This window comes from Ruoffia tabacinasalis (assembly GCF_005864045.1).
GTDB classification, from domain to species: Bacteria; Bacillota; Bacilli; order Lactobacillales; family Aerococcaceae; genus Ruoffia; species Ruoffia tabacinasalis.
Window position 1 is genome coordinate 15,330 of record NZ_VBSP01000021.1, and the last position, 23,341, is coordinate 38,670.

Here is a 23,341-nt window from a genome sequence, read left to right on the forward strand (position 1 = left end):
GTCCCATTGATTGAGTATACGCTCAGTCAATGGGATTTTTTTGTATATTATAAAAAAAGAGGAGAATGGTCATGGACAAAATTAAATTAACGTTTCCAGATGGAAATGTAAAAGAATTTGACGCAGGTATTACAATTGCTGATGTTGCTGATTCAATTAGTAAATCACTTAAAAAAGCAGCCTTAGCAGGAAAACTAGATGGGGAAATTATTGATTACCATACACCGATTACTAAAGATGGTGCGATTGAAGTTATCACAAACAAAAGCCCTGAAGCTTTAGAATTAATGCGTCACTCATCAGCGCATCTATTAGCACATGCGTTAACTCGTTTATACCCAGGGATTCAATTTGGTGTAGGACCAGCGATTGAATCAGGATTCTACTACGATACTTATAAAGACGATCCAATCACTGAAGAAGACTTACCTAAGATTGAAAAAGAAATGAAGAAAATTATCTCAGAAAACCACGACATTGTTGGTCGCGTCATTTCTAGAGAAGAAGCCTTAGAAATCTTCAAAGATGATGCTTTCAAACAAGAATTAATTAAAGAACTTCCGGAAGATGAAGAAATTTCGGTTTACCAACAAGGTGAATTTGTTGACTTATGTCGCGGGGGACACATGCCTTCAACAGGTAAGATTAAAGTGGTTAAATTATTATCACTGGCTGGTGCATACTGGAGAGGGAATTCAGATAACACTATGATGCAACGTGTTTACGGTACTGCATTCTTCAAACAAGATGAATTAGATGAATTCTTACGTGTACGTGAAGAAGCAAGAGAACGTGACCACCGTAAGTTAGGTAAAGAACTCGGTATCTTCATGATTAATCAAGAAGCAGGGCAAGGTCTCCCATTCTGGTTACCAAACGGGGCAACAATCCGTCGTACCATTGAACGTTACATTATGGATAAAGAAATTAACTTAGGTTATGAACATGTGTATACACCAATCATGGCTAAATCAGATTTATATAAAACTTCTGGTCACTGGGATCACTATAAAGATGACATGTTCCCATTAATGGATATGGGTGACGGCGAAATGCTAGCCCTACGTCCAATGAACTGTCCACATCACATGTTAATTTACAAAAACGACATCCACTCTTACCGTGAATTACCAATCCGTATTGCGGAATTAGGTATGATGCACCGTTACGAAAAATCAGGTGCCTTATCAGGATTACAACGTGTACGTGAGATGACATTGAACGACGCGCATATCTTTGTACGTCCTGACCAAATTAAAGAAGAATTCAAACGCGTACTGAAATTAATTGAAGATGTATACAACGACTTTAATATTACAGATTACCGCTTCCGCTTAAGCTACCGCGATCCAGAAGATAAAGAGAAATACTTTGATGACGATCAAATGTGGGAAAAAGCAGAAGCAATGTTAAAAGAAGCGATGGACGAATTAGGTCTAGAATACTTTGAAGCGATTGGTGAAGCAGCCTTCTACGGACCTAAATTAGACGTACAATTCAAGACGGCCATTGGTCTTGAAGAAACAATGTCTACGGTTCAATTAGACTTCTTATTACCAGAACGCTTTGAATTAACCTATGTCGGTGAAGATGGACATAATACTCACCGTCCAGTAGTTATTCACCGTGGGGTTGTATCAACAATGGAACGTTTCGTTGCTTACTTAATCGAAGAGTATAAAGGGGCATTCCCAACATGGTTAGCGCCTGTTCAAGCAGTATTATTACCTGTAAGTAATGATGCGCATGGTGACCGTATTGAAGAACTTTACCATGATTTAAGAGCGAAAGGTTACCGCGTTGAGATGGACTTACGTAACGAAAAATTAGGTTACAAGATTCGTGAAGCTCAAACGTCTAAAGTACCATACCAAATCGTTATTGGAGACCAAGAGGTGGAAGACGGCACAGTGAATATCCGTCCATACAGCTCTAAAGATTCTCAAACAATGACTTACGACGAGTTTGTTGAATACCTTGAGAAAGATATCGCATCAAAAAGTCGTGACTCTGAATAATTTAAATAGTTAATAGCAGAACAGCTCAACCGTTGTGGTTTATGACCATGATTGTTGAGCTTTTTTGCATGGAAGTGAGGGACTAAAGTGCCGACCACAATTTGCGTATCTCGTGACTTTACTTTAAGTTAGCGCTAAGCTAATTATATACAGCTTTAAACAACTTAAGGAGGATTATATTATGGCGAAAATACATATTAAAAGAGCTTATGATGATGCTAAAGACCAAGATGGTTACCGCATACTAGTGGACCGTCTATGGCCAAGAGGCATTAAGAAAGAAGACTTACATCATGATGAGTGGTTTAAAGACATGGCCCCTTCATCAGACTTACGTAAAGACTTTGATCATGAAGAGGATAAATTCTCATGGTTCAAAGAAAAATATGAAGAAGAGTTGAACAATCATGATGAGAAAAATTCTTGGCTAGCTTTGGTCAAAGAAAAATTAGATGATGGTCCTGTAACTTTGTTATATGCAGCTAAGGATAAGGACAATAATAATGCTGTTGTATTAAAAGAATGGACAGAGGATCATCTATAAAAATACTCGATACAATCAATTTCATTTTACTTTTAACTAATAACATCGCTATAATGGAAAGAAAGAGATTAAAAAATTGAGGAGGAAAATAAATGGTCTTTGAAATTGTAGTGATAGTAATATTAGTTATCTTACTCATCAACCAATTTAACTTATGGAATCGTTTTACAGTTTGGTTTAATCAACAATCTGGTAGCGAAGTGGGAGAAAATGGACGCAATTATAAGGGATATATCTTTATCGTACTCATTGGAGCAATCTTCGCTTTCATCACAGCTTACTTTCAAACAGCTAGAGAGATTAACTTTGCAGCAACATCTTTAGCGCTTGAGCAATTAGCAATGAATAACGAAGTGATTGCGGAATCAGCAATGAATGCTCAAACTGCTGCGTTTCAGAATGCCTTTGATTTTACATCATTGTACTGGCAAAAATTCTTTGAAAATGCGACACTGTTTATCCTATTACCAGTCTTAATTAGTTTAGGAACAGTATTCATGCAAGATGAAATGAAGAAAACAAAAGAAGAGTTAGCGCAAGTTACGATTGGTGATTCGAAAAAAGTTGAACCAGAACCTGAAATAGAAGTCGCAGAAACAACTGAACCCACAGAAGAACCTATAGTCAATGAAGACATCACTGTATTAGCTGAAGAAGAAATCAAGGAAGAAGCAGACGACGATACATCTGAATTGTCATAACAAAAAATGAGTTAGTGAGATTTTCTCACTAACTCATTTTTTTATTTATCTTTTACTCGATTTGTACGTAATTGGTTTCGGTCACTAAAGAATGAACGATACGTTAAGTAAGTCGCGATATAAGTAGAAATTGCCGTAGAGGCTAGCATCATAAACATAACCATAATTTGGTAAAGAATGGCTTTAGCAGGATCAATTCCCGCAAACATTAAACCAGCCATCATGCCAGGTAAAGTCACTAATCCAACAGTCTTCGTACTATCAATCGTTGGTTGTGACCCCCGACTCATTGTTGCTTTTAGAATCGATTGGGAAGCTTGATAAGGTGTCGCACCAAGAGCCAGTTTTTCTTGAACGGCTTGTGCTTGGTCTGTAAACGTCTGTGATAGGGTAGTGAAGGCTAAACCAATCGAACTCATTGAGCCCCCGATAATCATCCCAGTAATTGGAATAAGTTGAGAGGGTGTGAATTCTAAACTACCTGAAAGAACAAGCACACTAATCGTAATCGTCGCTGTGGTTAAGATCGCAATTAAAGAATTGATAAAAGCATTTTTCAATCCTTTACCACGTTGTCCTGCATTCCAGCTAGCATTCAATATCATGACTAGCATCATCGCTAGTGTTACAAAGGTGTTATTAACTTGGAAAATTCCTTGTAATAGGAACCCAACCACAACGAGTTGAACAATCATGCGGACAATCGCAATAATTAACTCTTTTTCAAGTTTTAATTTTTCTCGGTATGAAATGATAATCGCAATAATAACTAAAATAAATGATAAAACTAAAGAAGTTGGGGTTACATTAAGCTGGTTCATGATTATCCTCACTTTCATCGAAGCCCATCTTATCTAAGGTGATAATTCGGTCAGCTAATTGTTGTTCTTTTTTAATGTGGCTGACTATAATCACTGTCACATTGTTTTCCTTACGGTATTGATTTAACCATTCCCAGATGATTTTTCGAGTATCTGAATCTAACGCACTTGTAATTTCATCCAGTAAGAGAATATCAGGGCGGAATTGAACGTTACGAATTAAAGCCACACGTTGTTTTTCTCCACCAGATAAAGTTGTAATGTCTTTATCCAAATACGACTTCGGTAATTGAACATGTGAAAGTAAATCTTTCGCAAGCTCTTCATCAAAGTCCATATCGCGAATATCATAACTAAACTGTAAGTTATCGCGCACCGTCTCACCAAATAAGGTTGGCGATTGGAAACAATAAGAGACATTTTGACGTAATTCAATGGGGTCAATGTCTTCGACATTCTCACCTTTGAATAAATAGTCACCTGACGTTGTTAAGGCAGGACTTTGTAATTGCGCAAGGTATTTGAGTACGGTACTTTTACCGCTCCCAGAAGGGCCATTAATCGTAAGAATTTCGTTGGATTGAACGTCAAATGATAAGTTACTTATGATTGTTTGCGAATTGGTTTTTATTGTTAGATTATTAATTTGTATAAGTTCTGACACGGTAATCACCTTTCTTTGAAAAACATATAACCTAATTGTAAGCATTCTAAAAGGCCAATGCAAGACGTACTAAAAATATATATAAAAACTCTGAGCCAATGTCATGAACTAACACCGGATCAGAGTTGCTTTGTTAATGATTGTTTATTTAATGTTCATTCGGATCGTTTTCTGCATCTTCATGAGTCGGGTGGACTGTTCCTTCTAAGTGATCGGGTCCTGCATATATTGTATATAACTTAAGTGGTTTATCTCCAGTATTCTCGATATTATGCCACTTATTTGCTGGAACAAATACAGCATCATCATCAGATACTTTTATTTGTACATTTAAATCATCTTCAGTTGGCCCCATCTTACATAAGCCTTCACCATCTTCAATTCGAATAAATTGATCAATGCCTTCGTGTACTTCTAAACCAATATCATCACCTGGTTGAATTGACATGACAGTTACTTGTAATTTTTCGCCTGTCCAAATTGTCGTACGATAGTTATTATTTTCCTTTGTTGCATCTTCGATATTTATTACATACGGCTTTTTACCATGGTCCTTGTAGTCAAATTCCATATTAAATCCTCCTCGTAATAGTTTACACATCTAAAATACATATGTTACATAGACAATAACGTTTATATAAAATTTTGTCAACTTATATAAATCTTATTTATAAAAAAAGTATTGAGGGAGCAAAATATATTTATATTAGGTAATGATTTGAAGGGGCATAATGAAAGAATAGTTTTCTAGATTTAAAGGCAAGCTTATAAGGCAAAGGTATAGTTATACGAGAATAGTCAACAACAGATAAATGAATCACTTATATAAGCAATACAAGTGAGGGTGATGTGTTGTTAGATCGATATTATCAACAATATAAACAAGAAGTTATAAAATCAATTGATATTCCAGAAGAGAGTTTATTGATAACGATCGAAACAATTAATCAACTAAAAAATTATTTCACCGAAGCTGTTGAAAAGATTGATCAAATAAATAACTCGAATTAATCAGGTGCAAGCTATTAAGAGCCCCCTTAAATCCAAACGAGGATTAAAAGGGGGCTCTTCTTAAATAAAACTATTTAACTGCTTTAATACTATCCATTAATACTTTAAAGAAAAAGCCAAGACCAATTGTTAGTAGAATATGCCCAATACCAGCAATCCCAGACATCATTGCAGATGATTCCATTCCCATCACAATCATTGATCCATGGATTAACATAATTAGTAAAGATAAGCCTAAACCGGATTGGTAGAACATAATGAATTTTTTATAATGGCGGTGTGCGCTTAATTTAAATTGGTGTTCAAGAATTAATACAATTAAGAAAAAGAACATTCCTAAAATTAAAGTGTGTGTGTGTAATACCCCTAATTGAGTGTAGCCAGTAAAGTCATAAATTCGAGCGAATTCACGATCAAATAATCCGAAAGCCAGACCTAAAATCATATAAATCATACTCGTACGTGCTAATTTGTGTTGCATATTACTCTCCTTTTGTGTTGTTTATGCCATGAAGTAACCAAGAAATCTTTCGATTGTATTCTAAGAGAAGTGTTTGTGAATCCCATTCATTGGCGATATATTCAGTTAAACTATTTGTAACCAATGACATGACAAAGTATAAAAAGCTCATTGCTTCTTTTTTATTTGAGATATCAAGGTGGTTCTTTTCTAATATCGAAAACCAATGATCAAACATCTTTGATTCAGATGGAACTTTACGACGTCTCGAGAATATTAATTGATCACTTCCAGTTAAGAATTTGATTTGTTTCCATCGAATATCCTGATGATCGAGGTGACTAATTGCCTTCAAGTAATTCGCAATCCCATCAAATAGGGCATCCTCGCTTTGTTGAATGTGCTGCATAATATCAATATGAATTGCGCGTGCAACGGTTGATATTAAGTAATCATTCGCATCAGCCAAATCTTTAAAATACTTATAAAAAGCGCCCCGAGACATATTCATTAAAGAAATGATTTCCGACACCTTCACTTGACTCAGCGGCTGATCATAAAGAACATCCAATAAAATCAATTCAATCTGTACGCGTTTTTCAGCATCTAAATGTAAAAAAGTATCTTTTGGAATATCAAAACCTCCTCTATAGCTCATTAGTGACAGAGTGTCACTATGAGAGTATAGCATAAGAGTGACACTCTGTCACTCTGAAAAAAGGTATAACTTGAGTTATAGACACTAAATAGAATAATACCGGCCCAGAAGGTGATAAAAAATCGGTTTCATGAATCTGAAAGTATGAAAAGAATATTTCGGCATGCTCATTCTAAATGACGCAGTAGGTAATGTAAGGCAAAAAAACGTCATCCTTATAAGGATGACGTTTTTTGAATTAAATTAATCATTTAATAATTCTTTAGCTTCTTGATATTCGCGATCTTGAGATTCAGCAACACCTTCTTGAGTAAGAATACCTTTATAAGTATTAATTCCTGTTAAGATGGTTGAGTTACCTAAAGCTGCTTCTTTAACACCTTTATTGATAATTTCTTGTGCGTAACGTAATGTTACGTTAGTTAATCCTAATGTCGCAGTTCGTGGTACAGCACCTGGAATGTTCGCAACTGTATAGTGAACAACACCATATTTAATGTATACAGGGTCTTTATGTGTTGTCGCGTGAGTCGTTGTTTCAAAGTTACCACCTTGGTCAACAGCGATATCGACGATCACAGATCCTTCTTTCATTGTCTTAACCATATCTTCAGTTACTAAGATTGGTGCGCGACGTCCTGGGATTAATACAGAACCAATAGCCACGTCAGCATCTTGGATTACTTTCGCAATATTTTCTTCAGTAGACATTAGTGTTTCAACTTGTCCACCTAATAAGTCTTCTAATTCAGCTAAACGTTGTGGATTAATATCTAAAATTGTTACTTTAGCTCCCATACCAACTGAGAGTCTCGCTGCGTTGTATCCCACGATACCTCCACCAATAACAACAACGTGGGCACTGCTCACGCCTGGTAGACCATCTAATAGAATTCCACGTCCACCATTTTGTTTTTCTAAGAAGTGAGCACCAATTTGTACAGCCATTCGTCCAGCTACTTCACTCATTGGGATAAGTAATGGTAGGGCACCATTCTCAACCATTGTCTCGTATGCAATACCAATTACGCCTTTATCTAATAATGCTTGAGTTAAGTCTAATTCAGGCGCAAGATGTAGATAGGCGAATAAGATTAATCCATCGTGGAAATAATCATATTCTTCAGCTAGAGGTTCTTTTACTTTAATTACCATATCAGCGGCCCATACGTCTTTTGCGTCATCTTTGATTTCTGCGCCAGCTTCAATATATTCCTCATCAGTAAAACCTGATCCGTCACCAGCGTGTTTTTCAACATACACAGTATTACCTGCATCCACTAACGTTTGCACGTTACCAGGTGTCATACCAACGCGATCTTCATTTGGTTTAATTTCTTTAGGAATTCCAATTATCATAAATTATTCTCTCCTCTAATTTTTTAAAATTCATAGTTATAAATTTCCAACAAATTTAGTATAACATGATTCGCGAAAAAGATATAATGATATACTTATTTTTTTCTGAAAAAGCGTATTATTGGTATTTTCATACTAATAAGCAAGAAAGTATAAAAAAATATTATGTTATTATATAATAAAGTAGTTGACTATTTTATTATATTGCCTTATAAAAGAAAAAAAGCATATAGATTCTTATTCACGAATAGAATGATATACTAGTTAAAAGAAATAATTAGTTAAAGACGAGGTATAAAAAATGTGCTTAATAACTTTTCGAAGCGAAGAAGGTGCTCAAGCGCCATTTGTATTAATTGCTAATCGGGATGAAGCTTATCAAAGGGAAAGTTTGCCCATTCATTTTTGGAAGGACCATCCAACTATTCTTGGGGGCCGTGATATGAAGGCTGGTGGTACTTGGTTGGCTATCACAACGACGGGGCGCTTTGCTGCTTTAACCAACCAACCTTTCACGGAGCATGTTCCAGTTGACCCTATATCACGTGGGGGGCTGATTACTGATTTTCTAACGAGTGATGTTAGTGTCTTAGATTACGTGAGGCAATTACGGGCGGACCGCAAGAAGTATGAAGGCTATCATCTGTTGTTTGGGGCAATCGATGACTTGTACAGATATGATAATGTGAGAGATGAATTCAAACCTTATAATCAAGAATTTCACAGCCTTAGTAATACGAAGGATGATCTGTCCAAGTATCGCCAACTTAAATCCGAAGCAGTTTTAGCTGAGACTCTCGCTAAGGAGGCATTACCAGAATTAGACAACTTGATTGGCTTATTTCAAGATACAACGCCTAACCCAGATTTGAAGGACTATCCACAAGCATTAGAGAAAGAGGTTGCCTTGAAACATTCGTCTATCTTCATCCAAAGTAACCCAGACTTTGGGACAGTTTCTACGACTGCGATTGTTATCAATAGAGAAGGGCAAGTATCAATGAAAGAAGTACGTTATAATGCGCAAGAAATCATTCAAGTGACTGAGGAAAAATTTGTCTTAGAGAGGGACTAAGGCAGGGTATAACACTGACTAAGTTTGACATTCATAGAAAAAGATGCTATAATAATTTAGTATCATAGCGGGGATGTTTTGGTTTCGACAGGTATCGTTCGAGCTTATGATGCGTCAGGAAGGCAGCGACTTCCTAAAAACGCTACAGTTAAATATAACTGCAAACAAAACAAACAATAATTTCGCTTTAGCAGCCTAAGAACTGCGGGTGAAGATCGGCCTGGCATCGCCCATGTGCTCAGATGCCGGTCTCAAATTCAGTGGGATACGATTTAACTTTCCGTCTGCAAGTTAAATAAGAGATGACCAGACTCGCGAACTGCGATGCCCGTTTATCGGCTAACAGTGAGCCAAACTTTAAATGGATAAACTATTGACGTAGATTCGTAAGTGGCGAGATATTTGGACAGGAGTTCGAATCTCCTCATCTCCATTGTTAAAATATAGTTATGTCCAGTTAATCTGGACATGATACAACACCAGCGCATAGTGATTTGGCCATTGCTATGATACGCTGGTGTTTTTTTGTATAGGGAAATGATTATTTATGTGATAAATAGGAATTGAGGGTGTTTGGCCAGGGAATTGAACCCCCTCAACTCCATTATAGCTTTACTAAGGTTTCCTAACAGCTTCTAAATGCTGGTAGGAAGCCTTTTTTAATTTCTGAACTTTGCTTACATTTGCTATAAACCATTACCAACCATTACCATTTCCATTACTACTCAAAAAATGGTAATGTTTTTTTATAATACTAAATTTATAATTCTATTTATCCATTCCGGATCTTCCTTAACTCCTACTGCTTTACTAAGAGAACAATGAACTTCTTTAAACTCAAAAACAATACTTCTCATTACATTCATAATTTCTACAGTATCTCTTTCACATTCCCAACTTTCGAGTAGAGATTTCTGCCAATCTTTTAAACTACTTCTATTACCTTCATATTTAGCCCAATCACCAAATGAATTTGGCTGAATTCCAGACTCCATATACCAAGCGGTTACTATTGATAGTCGCAATTTATCAATGCAATCTAATGCATAATAATATTCTTCTCTCAGTGCTCTTCTATACGCTTCATGTAGATATGCAAAAAACTTTGTTCTCCATAACTCAAATTCATCTAATGATGGTTTATAAGTAAGATTCAATGACTGTTTTAAAATATTAGTTATCATTTCGTCTGTATCTTTTAAAATCTTAATGTTTTTTAACCATACAGAAGGCTGAATATATTCAGGTGTGTAATAAAAAATATCTACTTTTATAAAACTATCATAGTGAGCAACAATATAAATAGAGGAAGGATTCAAATCTTCGAAATACAGAATTCCCCCCCAATTCTCTGCACGGTTTTTTTTATTTGAAATATAATCATTGATTTTTTCGGGTTTGACAACCACTCTAAGATCAATGTCTGAAAAAAAATCTGTATTTTCATTGCCTAATGAGCCACCGTAAAAAAATGCTAAAACATTATCATCTTCAAATAAATCATTTTGAATGTTATTTAATAACTTTTTGCGCTCTTTAGGTAACTCAGAATCTCTTTCCTCATGTTTACTTATAAATGTCATAAATTAAATAAACCCTCCTTTTAAAATTTAAAACGTTTCTACTAACTAAAATATATTTTTATATAATGCTATGAAGAACCACATTTACATTTTTAGTTTTCCATAAACTTCGCAAACTTATCTGCTGTATCTTTCTTTTCTTCTTTTTTAACGTGAGCGTAGATATTCATCGTTGTTTGAATATCTGTGTGTCCTAGGCGAGCCTGTACATCTTTTATTGAAGCTCCCATAGAGAAGAGGATACTACTATGCGTGTGTCGTAACCCATGAACGGTAATTTATTTAAGGCCATTACGCTTTTGCACATTTCTCATACGGTTATTGGGAACATTAATTGAATAGAAATTATTTCTAGTATTCGCAAAAACATTCTGCTCGTGTGTATTGGTATTAAAACCCAGTTTCAGCATGAATTGAGCCTGATACATCTTCCACTGCTTTAACAGCTTCATAGAGTCATAATCCATATCAATCACTCTTCGACCGTTCACCGTCTTCGTAGGTTGCATGATAATCTTATTATTTAAGCCCCTAGTAAGTGTTTTACTAATGTTGAGTGTAGACGTATCAAGATCAATATCCGACCATTTAAGAGCTAGTATTTCTGATTTTCGAGCACCGCTGTACGATAATATCCTAAAGTACGTATATCCGTTTACATCTAAATTTTCAACCATTGTATCTTTAGTTATATTCAAATTTAAATTCTGTTTTAGAACGGTGTCTATACATTCAAAGTATTTCTAATAATAACACAGTTTATTGATACGCATCAATTATTACAGCGGTAACCTATTGTAGACTGTAGATGTAACAAAAATACAAATACGGAGGATTTATAGAAATGGACAAAAATATAGCAAATGACATAAATGGAAAATTAAATTTTTTATTGGAAGACCAAGGTGTAACATTTGATGATTCTAATATGGCTTTAGACTCTTTAGATACTTTTCACAAAAAAGCAGACGCTTTGTTAGTCGCGCATAACTGTGAGATACCAGAAGGAGCGCATGATATTACTGGCTTGCAGCCGAAATTAAATATGCTGATTCAAGGGCATGGAGCGGAATTTGATGATTCGAATTTAGATCCCAATAGTATAGATACTGTCCTTCAAAAACTTGAGATTCTACAAGATGAACATGGTGCATAAAAGAAAAAGAGTCGCTATCTTAACGGATAGTGATTTTTTTATTCGAATGTTTAAATGAATGTAAAAGATTGATGTAAATCAATTCGTAAACAAAATATTCGGTCTATACCAACTGTGTAATCAAAACATTCAGAGTAATGACAAAAAAATAAAGGAGAGAGAAGATGACGACGATAACGTTTCAATTGGAAAAATTGACCTGTCCATCTTGTATGCAAAAAATCATAGACAATGTAAATGAATTAACGGGGATAGAAACAATAAAAATTTTATTTGATAGAAGCAAAGCAAGAGTAGTATTTGAAGACAATAAAATATCAGAAGAAGAAATTCTTCATAAGATTGAAGAGATTGGATATTCAGCAAAGAAAACGGGTTTGTACACCTAAGTGTACACCAACCCCCAAAACTCTGTTTTGGCTTGTCAGGAATTCTTCCTGAAACCTGTTTGTCGCTGCGCTCGATTTTTAAAATAAAAGTAAGATTCTAATTCAAAATAATAAAACAAAAGGAGAAAATTTCATAAAACGAACAGAAAGTATTCAAGTAAGGTTATCAGATGGGGGAAGGTTAAATCTCCGAGTTTCACCAGAAGAAAAAGAAATGAGTAGACACAAAGCAGACACAGAAAATATGACAATGAGTGCCCTTGTTCGAAGAAGTCTCGAAAAAGTTGATAAGCCCATTACTGTTAATTTGGATAAATCCGATCTTCGAGATTTAGTAATACAGGCTAGACGGATTGATTCAACTGTCAGAACATTTTAAAAAAATATGGATTTCAATGATCATGATTCAATTAAAAAAAAAAAGAAATAGAACAAAATCTTACAGAAATTGAAGAAGCTGTGGAAGGAGAAGTTAAAAAGGTTGAAAATTTAGTTTCAGAAATAGAAAACCTAAGTACAGAAGAAGCAGCAAGAATTGCTAGAAGAATAAAAGATGAAAAGCTAGAGAGTATAAATGAAATTGATGAACTGCGCTAAACTTGATAAATGGAACTTTAAAAAATAGGATATATATAATGTTAAAATCTAGTACTTTCTACAATCTAGAAATCTTCAAAAATACTATTCTGTTTTGTCGAAAAAATTGTGATTTTCTTTTTTTAAAAAACATTTTTAAACATAGGAAGTAGATTTTATTGTTATATATGTATCTGTTTTGCTTTATAACATGACTCAGTGAAATAGATTTTCACAAGAGCCTCAATAGCGAAAGCTATTGGGGTTTTCTCTTTTATACGTTAATGCTTGAAGAATGCTATAATTAATTTAATTATATTTCTAAAGAAGGGAGAAGATAAATGATTACTTGGGCTCATTTTAACGTGAATAATAACCATAAAACAAGCTCATTTGAGAGTTTAAGCAGGCTGTTGTTCAAAGAAAACTATTGTGTAGAAGGTACTATTTTGCGATCTAATCCAAACCATAAAGGAATTGAAGTTGACCCAGTTACTGGAAAAGATGGATTGATAATAAGTTTTCAGGCTAAATATTTTTCAAAAGGAATAGACTATTCTCAAATTAAAAAAAGTTTTGAAATCATTAGAGATAATTACGAAGGTAAACTGGATAGAGTATATCTTTTCAGTAATGAAGATGTAAGCACTAAAAATTCAAGTTATTTAGAGTGCATTAAGATTTTAGCAGAAGCATCTATAGAGTGTATTGCAATAACCAACACAGAATTGCTAGAGCAAGCAGCGACATCAAAACATGCTAGTGCATTATTTTTTAATCAACATAAGTTCGATATTGAATGGTTTCAACAACAAGTACAATTGAATTTGAATTCGCTATCGTATCGCTATAATAAGAAATTTAATGCAACTACTGATATAGAAAAATCTATTGGCTTATTTTGTCAAAGTGAATTATCCGACGAATTATTGCCTATTCGTGTTTCAAATTATCTGAAGGAAATTAAATCCTATTATAAACAAAGGGGGCGAGAATTATTAGATAACATTGCCGAAGACATTCTTAAGTTAGGTGAGATAGAAAATACAAATGATTATTACAAACTAAATGAATATATTAAAAATAAATATGCAGATGCTTTTTTACGACTTGGAAATTCTTTAAATGAACTAAATGATAAAATTCATTCTGCAGATTTTGAAAACGATGAAAGAGATAAATTGCTTTCTAAAAGGCAGGACTTAGAAAAAATAAAGAGCTTATTAGATAATTTATTGCTTTCAAATTTTGAAGAGAAACTAATAGATAATAAAATTCTATTGTTAAAAGGGAAAGCAGGAGTTGGCAAATCACATACTTTCGCCATCTCTGCTAATAATTTAGTTTATGAGAACAGGCCAACAATTTTACTACCAGGGTATTCATTCATAAAAAATAATCCTGTTAAGAATCAATTAATCGACCTACTTAATATACCTAATATAGATATAAATAACTTGTTAGATAGTTTAGATGCTCTTGGAAAATTAATAAATAAGCCGATTGTAGTTTTTATTGATGGAATAAATGAAACTAATGACAACATTATTTGGAAGAATACTATTGAAGAAATCTCTCAAATTTTAGATAATTATAATTATGTAAAATTTGCTTTTTCATTTAGAAATGGATTCGAAGAGAAATTAATATCAGATTATGCAGAAGAATTAATATCAAAAGAAAAAATATCTGTACTCAACCATGAAGGACTTGATAGATTTGATTATGAACAGATAAATATTTTTCTAGACTATCACAATATAACCTTCTCGCCAACATTGTATTTTAATGAACAGATGTCGAATCCTTTATTTTTAACATTATTTTGTGAAAACTTTGCAGGTTATGATATGGACATTCAAGAGATATTTAATAAAACGCTAGAAAAAATTGATCAATCATCTAGAGAAGAGATTGAATTTGATGAAGACTTTAATTTATTAAAAGAATTTCTTACTCAATTTATATCTAAAATGCTAGCAGGAAATGGATGGACTGTTTCTAAAGAAGAAACTTTTTCGATACCATTTTGGGAAAACAACGGATTAGTATTTAAAAAGCATGATTATATTGGCTCACTAGTAAGAAATGGATTAATAAATAAATTTGAAAATTCCGACGAAATATACTACACATTCTCTTATAACTTAATACGAGATTATTTACTTGGAAGTGAAATATTCAAAAAGAGCACTAACTTAGATGAACTTGAATATAATATTTTAGATGTATTAATTGATGATGATAATCTTAACTATTCCATGGTAGATCCCTTATTGTTTACTTCAGAAATGGGATATGAAAGATACGGAAGAGAGATAATTATACCTGTATTAGATTTTATTTACGAAGAAGATATACATTTGGCTAACAATTTAGCAGAGCGTTTCATAGAATCTTTTACTATCAGAAAAAATATAAATACGAGTGTTGAAATATTAAGGAAGATACTTAATAACTACGAAGTTTCAATCGATACTTTCTATAATATGCTTATAGATAACAGTATTAAGCTAAAAAATTCAACAAATGCATATCTTTTAGATAGCCATCTTTCTCAAATGTCTATGGTTACTCGAGACTCACTATGGACAAATTTTATAAATGGCATAAGTAGTGATTCTAGACTAGGTCAGATTATTTCTTCTTTTGAGTCTGCGAAAGTTAATACACACTCTCTAAAAAATGAGCAAATTAGACTAATGCTTATATTGTTTAGCTGGACTTTGACATCTAGTAATAGAAAGTTAAGAGATCGTTGCTCAAAGGCTATGATTGTAATTCTTAAGGATAATTTTCAATTATGCTTAGACCTACTAAAAAAGTTCGAAAATACTAACGACCCATATGTAGTTCATAGATTATATAGTGTAGTTTTTGGAGCATTAGTGCGTACGAAGGACAAAAACCATGAAACTTATAAAGAGTTAGTAAATTACGTATATAATACTATCTTTCAGGCAGATGAAGTGTATCCAGATATCTTATTAAGGGATTATGCACGATTGATTATAGAGCGGTATTTATTTGAGTATCCCGAAGATATGGACTTTTCAAGAGAAAAATTTAGACCGCCTTATAATTCTTCTGATATTCCTGAAATGGAAAGAGTGGAGTATGATTTATCTAGTGGTTATAATTCTTCTAAAGATGCAATTGTTTCTTCTATGAATACTGAGAATAGTGGTCCAGGGATTTATGGTGATTTTGGTAGATACGTGTTTGATTCAGCACTAAATCAATTTAAAAACTTCGATAACGAAAACGGCTATTTATATGCTATGGACTACATTTTTAATGTTATAGGTTTTGATGAAGAACTATTCCCACATGACAGAAATAATTATTATACTGAAAGACATGATACACGGAAAGTTGAACGCATTGGTAAAAAATATCAATGGATTGCTTTATATAATCTTTTAGCTAAGGTAGCCGACAATTATTTAGTAGAAAACGATTACGATATTTCAGAAGATTACAGCGGTCCATGGAGTCCATATGTTAGAGATTTTGATCCAACACTCAATAATAGATTTAAACCTGATAAAAGTCTAATCGAATTCAACCATAAAGACGAGTTATATTCGAAAGAATTTTTAGACGATTTTGACCGAGAAGAAACAGATATAATAGACTGGGTAAATAAGACTTCCACACTATTTGATGATATTAAAAATGAAATTAAAATAAAAGATTCTCGAGGAAATAATTGGATAATTTTAAACCACATAAAAGAAATTGAAAAAAATGAAAATATATTACGAAAATACGATGGAAAGCGACAAGAAATTTATAACATTATCCAGGCATATTTTGTTAAAGAAGAAGATTATGAAAGTTGTTTGGAAGATATAGACACTAGGAACTTCTATGGAAGAAACTATCCTGAGGGTAGCCGTTCATATGAATTTTTTAATAGAGAATATTATTGGAGTTCTGCATTAAAAAATAATGTATTAAAAAATGAATGGTCTGCTATAGAGATTGAGACAGGAGAGTACTATGAAGAAGAAGTACGGGATTATAGTTCATCAAATTTGGAAGATTTTATTTTAGGTATCGAGAATAATGAAGAAGTAAAATATAAAAAAGTAAAACGTCCGGTAAAGGAAATTGGTTATTATGTCTTGCCAGCTAGTAATGAATTTTTATATGAGTCTCAATACGATGGTACACTTGAAGAGAGTTCAATTTCATTTAAAATACCGAATTCAGAGATTATAAATGTTTTAAAGCTAGAACAAAAAACAATTGATGGGCTTTTCTATGGAGAAGATGAACTAGCGGCTTTTGATACAAAATTAATAAATGAAGATTATGGATTGATCATAAAAGAAACTTACCTTCGTAAATTCTTAGAAGAGGAGAAATACAGAGTGTTTTGGACCTTAATTGGAGAAAAAAGCTTTAGAACACCAGATAGAATGCAAACATGGAGTCAGTGGGGTGGTTATGCTTATCTTAATGAGAAATTTGATATTGCTAGTAAAATGAGATTAGAAACTCCTGGTGAGTCAAATAGATCTAATAACAAAGTTTAAAAACGTATACTATAAATCATTTCATAGTAATTATCGCAATAACATAACTTATATTCAAAATCCACAATAAGTTTTGTTAATTTTATAGTGATTTATCACTCATAATGACTGGTGCATTAGACAACGATTTACATATGTTTTAACGGACATTGATATGTCTATCGCTTTAAACTCTGCTCTAAATGACTGTCACATCAAGATGTAAAGCTAAAAAGCTTTGAAGAAAGACACTGTCTTCTTTAAAGCTTTTTTTACATTCTTAAAAATTAATAGATTACTATACGTATCTAAAGTATAATTAAAGTAAGAATTTAATAATATAGAGGTGTTTCTGTGAAAGTGAAGAAATTTTACCGAACCCAACGGGAAGTTGCAGCTGTTATTAATAAAATAGTTGATGAATATTGGTAGATAATCTAACAGATGAAGAGTTAGAAGAAAATATAATCATGATTTATAAAAATAACCAACGAAAATTAATAAAAAATGATGATTTTACCACAATACTTAAGCAACAATGCGGTAAAAATCGTTTAACAGTTGTAGCAAATATAATTACTAATTAAAAACAAAGGAGGTGGCTTCTTGAAAGAAAATAATAACTTATCGCTCTCAGATTTAAATGACTCAGCTATTTTAAGAGAAAATGAATCTCTATTAAGTTTACTGCTTAAGGATCATACCACTGGTAAGAATATAAAATGGGACACAGATAGCTATATTAATCATGGTTATTCATTCCGTAATCATTAAAAGATTTAAATTAATTTAATTAGCGGTTGGTACGAAAAAATTTATTCGGCCAAGTATAAATAAAGAAATAGATATTTAACTATAATGAGAAGACATACAAATAAAAAAGTATAATTTTTGATAGTAAGATAATGGAGTGAAAGTAAATCATGGTAAAGATATCTAAACCTGTGATACATGAAATAGATTATACAGTAGATGGATTAAAAAAGTTTAGTGAAAGTGCAGTTAATTTTAAGAAAAAAAGTAGAAAATACTTATTGGACTACCCTACAGTATATATCATTAATAACGAAGCAAGAGAAAATACATATAATGTGTATATCGGTGAAACTTCTAATATTAAAGCTAGGACTAATCAACATTTACTTACAAATGATATTAATAGGGAATTATCTAGATTACCTACTACTAATTCAGCCTCAATGTTTGTAATCGGACATGAATATTTTAATAAATCTTTAACTTTAGATATTGAAAACAAATTAATGCATTATTTATCCACTGTTGACCAAGTTGATACAGTTTATAATAGACGTACAAACCAGCAAAATAAATATTATACTTCAGAATATTTTGAAGAGATATTTTCTAAGGTGTGGCAAGAATTAAGGAAAAAAAATAAAATACTTTTCCCTTTAAAAAGCATCATTGAAGACTCGGCTTTGTTTAAAGCTTCACCTTTCCATAAATTAACACGTGAACAGATAGATGCAAAAGATAAAATTTATACTAAAGTAATTAATTCTTTAGAAAGTGATAAAGTGGGAGAACTAATTTTAGTTGCAGGGGAAGCTGGATCAGGTAAAACTGTATTAATGAGTAGTTTATTTTATGATTTAAAAAAAGAATTAGCTAGGGAAGTGGAAAGTAAAAAGGAATTAAAAGTTCATATGATTGTTAACCATGATGCTCAACTAACTGTTTATAAACAAATTGCAGAAAAATTAGGATTGACCTCAAAAAATAATTTAGAAGCTGTATTGAAACCAACTCGCTTTATTAATAATATAACCAATGAAGATCCAGTAGACGTTGTTATTATTGATGAAGCTCATTTGTTGTGGACACAAGGAAAACAAGCTTATCGAGGGAAAAATCAGCTACATGATCTTTTAGAAAGAGCCAAGGTAGTGATAGCAGTATTTGACGTGAATCAAATTTTAACAACAGAACAGTATTGGGAAGAAGATGAACTTGAAAAAATTAAAGCAATGTCTAAAAAAAATGACAACTATATATTCTTAACCAATCAAATGAGAATAGATGCTGAAGAACAAACAATCGATTGGATCAGAAATTTAGTTGATAATCAGATAGTATTAAATATTCCGAATGATGATAAGGGTTATGAAATTAAAATATTTGATGATGCAGAAAAAATGCATAATGCGATTAAAGAGAAATCAAAGAATCAAGAAAAAGGAATTTCAAGAGTAGTGGCAACATTTGACTGGAAATATGTAGATAAACGTAAACCAGAAAATGAAGAATATTGGATGGTAAAGGATAATGATTTTAAAATTCCTTGGAACTATCAATTAAAACCAAAAAATAAAAGTGTTAAATATAAAGATGTATCTTGGGCAGAACAGCCACATACTATTAATGAAGCAGGATCTACTTATACAGTACAAGGATTTGATTTAAATTATGTAGGAGTAGTAATCGGACCATCTGTAAAATACAGGAATGGCAAAATCGTGTTTGATAAAGAAGAGAGCGAAAATAGGAAAGCAAAGCAACGTAGAACTCTAAAAGATGGGAGTAAGGAGTATTTATCGGACTTCTTATTAAAAAATGAATTGAATGTATTATTAACAAGAGGAATACACGGATTATTTTTATATGCGGTAGATGATCAATTGCAAGAAGCTTTATTAAAAGCTCAGAAAGGTGAGATAAAAATTGGATGAACTGATAAAAAAAGTTAATGACTTTAGAGATGAGAGAGATTGGAGACAATTTCATAATGAAAAAGACTTAGCAATTTCTATTTCTCTTGAGGCATCAGAATTACTCGAGTTATTTCAATGGAGTTCTAGTAATGAAACTATCCAAAAAAAGCAAGCGGGATTAGAAGACGAATTAGCAGATGTTTTGATTTATTCTATTATGCTAGCGTCTGATCTTAAAGTGGATATTGAAGAAATTATTAATAACAAACTAAAGAAAAATGAAATAAAATATCCTGTTAAGAAAAGCAAAGGAAATAAGAGTAAATATACAGACTTATGATGTTATAATATGAATATATCAAGGGAGGTAATAAAATGAATAATAAAATAGATAAAGAAAAGACTGAAGAGACGGTAGCAGTAGTGAAAAACCAAGAGGGAAAAATTGTAGGTTACTTAAGACCAGAACACGAAGAAAAAGGGCTAGATATTGAATTAGACATGGCTGGCTACACGATTGAATCAATATAAGATACTCACGTAAGTATAAATGGTTAGTAAATTTTAATGTGCAAAGAGCCTTTAAAAAATCCGAAAGGCTCTTTGGCTTAAATACTACATCTACTTACCGTTAAACAATAATTTAAATTATAGTGTTTGTTAATTTATTCTGTTTAACATAAAAAAACAACTGAAAATTTATAGATAAATAATGTAAACGATTTCTACGGATAGGGTTTTTATAATTTTTTAGAATCAAGTTATAAGTGTATATGTTTTATTAGATTACTTTATTTAATAATTTTCAACAAAAATTCTAAATAGCAGGTTACTTTGAAGAGACCGAAGAGAATATTTATGACTATATTCCACCTCAAAATACCAACCAGATTTATACGCCTAAATGGGTTGTTCAAAAGATGGTACAACAATTAGAAGATGAAAATCCAGGCATTTATAATGATTCATCTAAGACCTTTATTGATCTTTATATGAAGTCGGGTTTATATATCACTGAAGTCGTTAAAAGATTGTATAACAGCGAAATAATCAAGTCTGAGATACCAAACGATCATGAGCGATTGAAACATATACTTGAGAATCAAGTGTATGGGTTAGCTCCTACAGAAATCATTTATAGAATTGCGACGAGTTTTATCTTTAGTGAATTAACTGAAGGTATTAGCCAAAAGAACTTTGCACAATTGGATGCTTATCCATATGCAGAAGCGGGAACATTAGAAGAAAAACTAGATGAAGTATTTAAATAACCTTAAAATCAGTGAGCCATACGGTTTTGTATGGCTTTTCTTCTATATATTTATAGGGGGGCTTAATAATTGAATAAAGATTGGAACAATTTAAAAAAGTCGGCTAGTGGCATACCTACTTGGGATTCCTTTATTCCTTATGTGTTAGAAGTTATAAAGAATGGTGAGGAAACAACAAGGGTGTTATTGTAAAACGTATATTAGAATACTTAGATATCCCTGAAGAAATGAGGGGTATAGAATACGATAATAGTGAGAAATCTCAATCTATTTTATATAATCGTATAGGCTTTGCATTGGCTGATTTGTATAAAGCAAAAGCAATTATACGAACAAAAAGAGCCGTTTATAAAATAACTGACGATGGACTTTCATTACTAAACGAATATGGCGATCAATTAACTACGGACATACTTCAAGAACAAACCGAGTACGTTGCGTACATGAAAGAACTCGAATCAAGAAATATAAAATCAGATAAAGATTCTGAAGATATATTGCAAGGCAATTTAAATATGAATAATTTGGAAGAACAAGAAGATCCTCAAGAAACTGTGGAGAGATTAATCAATAAAAGAAATAACGAAGTAGAAATAGAGTTATTAAATAAATTACGGGAAACTGATCCGATTTTCTTTGAGAAATTAGTTATAAAATTACTAAACACTATGGGATATAGCGGAAATAATGGGAATGTGCATGTGACAACTCAGTCAAATGATGGGGGAATCGATGGAATCATCAACCAAGACCCTTTAGGTACGAGTAGAGTTTATTTGCAAGTGAAAAGATATGCTGAAAAATGCAGTCGGACGCCCGGCCATTCAAGGCTTTTATGATGCGCTTGCTAGTGTTAACGCAGATAGAGGCGTGTTTATAACAACTTCAAGTTTCTCAAAAGCAGCTGAAGAATTTGCAAAAAAACAAGGTATTGTATTAATTGATGGTATTCAACTAACTCAATTAATGCTTGAATATAAAGTTGGCGTAGGAAAGGCACAAGAGTACACGGTCTATCAGATTAATTATGATGATTTTGAATCTGAAGATTAAATAAACTAATGTTTTTAATGCAAGTACTTTTTATTAACATATTTTTATAGACTTAATCAATAGCTCCTGTATTAGCACATATATAAAAACTTTAGAGTAGGTATTGATACATAAATTATATAGTAGTAGACACATTAGGTTTTATTGTCGTTTAGAAAATACTATCAGTAAAAAAACTTGTCAAAGGAAGCGATAGAATGAAAATAAGTGAGATATTTAATTTGAATAAGTCACAACATGAACTTGATTTTGTAGATATCGATACCTCTAATGATACGCCGTTATTTTTAGATCCTTATTTTTTATCACTAAGAAATGACAGATGGTCCGTAGATGCTCATAGAACCTTAGAAAATTATTTTCAATTTATATTGCATTTATTTGAAACTAACCATAAGGAAGAAGCACGTAGAAATTTTAAATTTACTGAGCCAAAAGAAACATGTTTAGGACTATCAAAATCAGGTACCAAAGGTAAGAGTTTAGGAGATAATGATGCAACAAAATTATTCGAATATATCCTTAATAGTAGAGTAGTTGAGTCAGGATTAGTTAATCACGTTAATGATATGAAAATTTTCGTTGATAACATTTCACATGATAAAATATCTGATTTAACAACTAATGTAATTAGGAAACCTTTAATCAAATATACACAAAACCAATGTAAGTTACATGGTCCTGAATAATTCATAGTTTTACTAATAGTCTTTCCTAACATTGATTTAATAGTCTTTAAAGTAATCTGCTTCATCACCCATTAGGTGATGAAAAAAGACCCCCTTTCTGATATGGTTAATTCACCAC

At 32.5% G+C, this 23,341-nt stretch carries 27 protein-coding genes, 1 other RNA gene and 2 pseudogenes; 22 read left to right on the forward strand and 8 right to left on the reverse strand.

Features of this window, described 5'->3' with window-relative positions; all coding sequences use genetic code 11:
• Nucleotides 1-71: 71 nt before the first annotated feature.
• From thrS to FEZ33_RS06910, 3 genes are all read left to right on the forward strand, one after another.
• Nucleotides 72-2,018, forward strand: coding sequence for a threonine--tRNA ligase (gene thrS / locus FEZ33_RS06900; RefSeq protein ID WP_138404669.1), 1,947 nt, complete (start codon nt 72-74; stop codon nt 2,016-2,018).
• A gap of 181 nt (nt 2,019-2,199) precedes the next feature.
• Nucleotides 2,200-2,562 (forward strand): DUF488 domain-containing protein, encoded by a 363-nt coding sequence (locus tag FEZ33_RS06905; protein WP_138404670.1) that lies wholly within the window; start codon nt 2,200-2,202, stop codon nt 2,560-2,562.
• Between the two features lie 92 nt (nt 2,563-2,654).
• Complete coding sequence (locus FEZ33_RS06910) at nt 2,655-3,263, forward strand: hypothetical protein (protein WP_138404671.1); 609 nt, start codon at nt 2,655-2,657, stop codon at nt 3,261-3,263.
• A gap of 41 nt (nt 3,264-3,304) precedes the next feature.
• Here FEZ33_RS06910 and FEZ33_RS06915 read toward each other — a convergent pair whose 3' ends face one another.
• From FEZ33_RS06915 to FEZ33_RS06925, 3 genes are all read right to left on the reverse strand, one after another.
• Nucleotides 3,305-4,084, reverse strand: coding sequence for an ABC transporter permease (locus FEZ33_RS06915; RefSeq protein WP_138404672.1), 780 nt, complete (start codon nt 4,082-4,084; stop codon nt 3,305-3,307).
• Entirely contained in the window at nt 4,071-4,748 is a 678-nt protein-coding gene (locus tag FEZ33_RS06920) for an ABC transporter ATP-binding protein (protein ID WP_138404673.1), read from the reverse strand. The genes FEZ33_RS06915 and FEZ33_RS06920 overlap by 14 nt, the downstream gene beginning before the upstream one ends.
• A 148-nt stretch (nt 4,749-4,896) precedes the next feature.
• Nucleotides 4,897-5,319: a cupin domain-containing protein gene (locus FEZ33_RS06925; protein WP_138404674.1), complete on the reverse strand. Its 423-nt coding sequence runs from the start codon at nt 5,317-5,319 to the stop codon at nt 4,897-4,899.
• Between the two features lie 281 nt (nt 5,320-5,600).
• On the opposite strand from FEZ33_RS06925, the gene FEZ33_RS12435 reads away from it, so the two are divergent.
• On the forward strand, nt 5,601-5,759 hold the full coding sequence (locus FEZ33_RS12435) for a hypothetical protein (RefSeq protein ID WP_171031315.1): 159 nt from the start codon (nt 5,601-5,603) through the stop codon (nt 5,757-5,759).
• Between the two features lie 70 nt (nt 5,760-5,829).
• Here FEZ33_RS12435 and FEZ33_RS06930 read toward each other — a convergent pair whose 3' ends face one another.
• From FEZ33_RS06930 to ald, 3 genes are all read right to left on the reverse strand, one after another.
• Nucleotides 5,830-6,240: a DUF2871 domain-containing protein gene (locus FEZ33_RS06930; RefSeq protein WP_138404675.1), complete on the reverse strand. Its 411-nt coding sequence runs from the start codon at nt 6,238-6,240 to the stop codon at nt 5,830-5,832.
• Nucleotide 6,241: 1 nt separating this feature from the next.
• The gene (locus tag FEZ33_RS06935) at nt 6,242-6,877 is read right to left on the reverse strand and encodes a TetR/AcrR family transcriptional regulator (RefSeq protein WP_138404676.1); all 636 of its coding nucleotides are present in this window, start codon (nt 6,875-6,877) and stop codon (nt 6,242-6,244) included.
• Between the two features lie 243 nt (nt 6,878-7,120).
• On the reverse strand, nt 7,121-8,236 hold the full coding sequence (gene ald, locus FEZ33_RS06940) for an alanine dehydrogenase (RefSeq protein ID WP_138404677.1): 1,116 nt from the start codon (nt 8,234-8,236) through the stop codon (nt 7,121-7,123).
• A 301-nt stretch (nt 8,237-8,537) separates the two neighbouring features.
• Here ald and FEZ33_RS06945 point away from each other — a divergent pair, with 301 nt between their 5' ends.
• A complete protein-coding gene (locus tag FEZ33_RS06945) occupies nt 8,538-9,311 on the forward strand; it encodes an NRDE family protein (protein WP_138404678.1) in 774 nt (257 codons plus the stop codon).
• Between the two features lie 69 nt (nt 9,312-9,380).
• Nucleotides 9,381-9,747: a transfer-messenger RNA gene (gene ssrA / locus FEZ33_RS06950) on the forward strand.
• Between the two features lie 310 nt (nt 9,748-10,057).
• Here the strand turns inward: ssrA and FEZ33_RS06955 are convergent.
• Both FEZ33_RS06955 and FEZ33_RS06965 read right to left on the reverse strand, forming a co-directional pair.
• Entirely contained in the window at nt 10,058-10,894 is an 837-nt protein-coding gene (locus tag FEZ33_RS06955) for an aminoglycoside 6-adenylyltransferase (RefSeq protein ID WP_138404679.1), read from the reverse strand.
• Between the two features lie 92 nt (nt 10,895-10,986).
• A pseudogene (locus tag FEZ33_RS06965) lies at nt 10,987-11,571 on the reverse strand (site-specific integrase).
• Nucleotides 11,572-11,738: 167 nt separating this feature from the next.
• On the opposite strand from FEZ33_RS06965, the gene FEZ33_RS06970 reads away from it, so the two are divergent.
• The 16 genes and pseudogenes from FEZ33_RS06970 (at nt 11,739) to FEZ33_RS07010 (ending at nt 23,223) form a co-directional block, all read left to right on the forward strand.
• Complete coding sequence (locus FEZ33_RS06970; protein ID WP_138404682.1) at nt 11,739-12,050, forward strand: hypothetical protein; 312 nt, start codon at nt 11,739-11,741, stop codon at nt 12,048-12,050.
• Between the two features lie 164 nt (nt 12,051-12,214).
• On the forward strand, nt 12,215-12,439 hold the full coding sequence (locus tag FEZ33_RS06975; protein WP_138404683.1) for a heavy-metal-associated domain-containing protein: 225 nt from the start codon (nt 12,215-12,217) through the stop codon (nt 12,437-12,439).
• A gap of 151 nt (nt 12,440-12,590) precedes the next feature.
• Nucleotides 12,591-12,818: a plasmid mobilization protein gene (locus FEZ33_RS12440; RefSeq protein WP_438943010.1), complete on the forward strand. Its 228-nt coding sequence runs from the start codon at nt 12,591-12,593 to the stop codon at nt 12,816-12,818.
• A gap of 80 nt (nt 12,819-12,898) precedes the next feature.
• Nucleotides 12,899-13,036 carry a hypothetical protein gene (locus FEZ33_RS12445; RefSeq protein WP_171031317.1) on the forward strand — a complete coding sequence of 46 codons (138 nt, stop codon included), beginning with the start codon at nt 12,899-12,901 and terminating at the stop codon, nt 13,034-13,036.
• Between the two features lie 320 nt (nt 13,037-13,356).
• Entirely contained in the window at nt 13,357-17,559 is a 4,203-nt protein-coding gene (locus FEZ33_RS06980; protein WP_138404684.1) for an NACHT domain-containing protein, read from the forward strand.
• Nucleotides 17,560-17,898: 339 nt separating this feature from the next.
• The gene (locus tag FEZ33_RS13085) at nt 17,899-17,970 is read left to right on the forward strand and encodes a hypothetical protein (RefSeq protein ID WP_500139034.1); all 72 of its coding nucleotides are present in this window, start codon (nt 17,899-17,901) and stop codon (nt 17,968-17,970) included.
• Nucleotides 17,964-18,125, forward strand: coding sequence for a TIGR04540 family protein (locus tag FEZ33_RS06985; protein WP_212746678.1), 162 nt, complete (start codon nt 17,964-17,966; stop codon nt 18,123-18,125). Before FEZ33_RS13085 ends, FEZ33_RS06985 begins: the two co-directional genes overlap by 7 nt.
• Before the next feature lie 19 nt (nt 18,126-18,144).
• Nucleotides 18,145-18,312 (forward strand): hypothetical protein, encoded by a 168-nt coding sequence (locus FEZ33_RS12450; protein ID WP_171031318.1) that lies wholly within the window; start codon nt 18,145-18,147, stop codon nt 18,310-18,312.
• A gap of 149 nt (nt 18,313-18,461) precedes the next feature.
• Nucleotides 18,462-20,228, forward strand: a complete 1,767-nt coding sequence (locus FEZ33_RS06990; protein WP_138404685.1) for a DUF2075 domain-containing protein — start codon at nt 18,462-18,464, stop codon at nt 20,226-20,228.
• Nucleotides 20,221-20,550 (forward strand): nucleotide pyrophosphohydrolase, encoded by a 330-nt coding sequence (locus FEZ33_RS06995; protein ID WP_138404686.1) that lies wholly within the window; start codon nt 20,221-20,223, stop codon nt 20,548-20,550. Before FEZ33_RS06990 ends, FEZ33_RS06995 begins: the two co-directional genes overlap by 8 nt.
• A 35-nt stretch (nt 20,551-20,585) precedes the next feature.
• Entirely contained in the window at nt 20,586-20,741 is a 156-nt protein-coding gene (locus FEZ33_RS12455; protein WP_171031319.1) for a hypothetical protein, read from the forward strand.
• A gap of 290 nt (nt 20,742-21,031) precedes the next feature.
• Nucleotides 21,032-21,481, forward strand: a pseudogene (locus tag FEZ33_RS07000) (restriction endonuclease); the annotation flags it as partial.
• 69 nt (nt 21,482-21,550) lie between these two features.
• Nucleotides 21,551-21,673 carry a hypothetical protein gene (locus FEZ33_RS12875; protein ID WP_268951512.1) on the forward strand — a complete coding sequence of 41 codons (123 nt, stop codon included), beginning with the start codon at nt 21,551-21,553 and terminating at the stop codon, nt 21,671-21,673.
• A gap of 35 nt (nt 21,674-21,708) precedes the next feature.
• Nucleotides 21,709-22,320, forward strand: coding sequence for a restriction endonuclease (locus FEZ33_RS07005; protein WP_268951513.1), 612 nt, complete (start codon nt 21,709-21,711; stop codon nt 22,318-22,320).
• Complete coding sequence (locus FEZ33_RS12880; RefSeq protein WP_268951514.1) at nt 22,274-22,534, forward strand: restriction endonuclease; 261 nt, start codon at nt 22,274-22,276, stop codon at nt 22,532-22,534. The genes FEZ33_RS07005 and FEZ33_RS12880 overlap by 47 nt, the downstream gene beginning before the upstream one ends.
• Before the next feature lie 197 nt (nt 22,535-22,731).
• A complete protein-coding gene (locus tag FEZ33_RS07010) occupies nt 22,732-23,223 on the forward strand; it encodes a DUF8370 family protein (RefSeq protein ID WP_212746679.1) in 492 nt (163 codons plus the stop codon).
• Nucleotides 23,224-23,341: the final 118 nt, after the last annotated feature.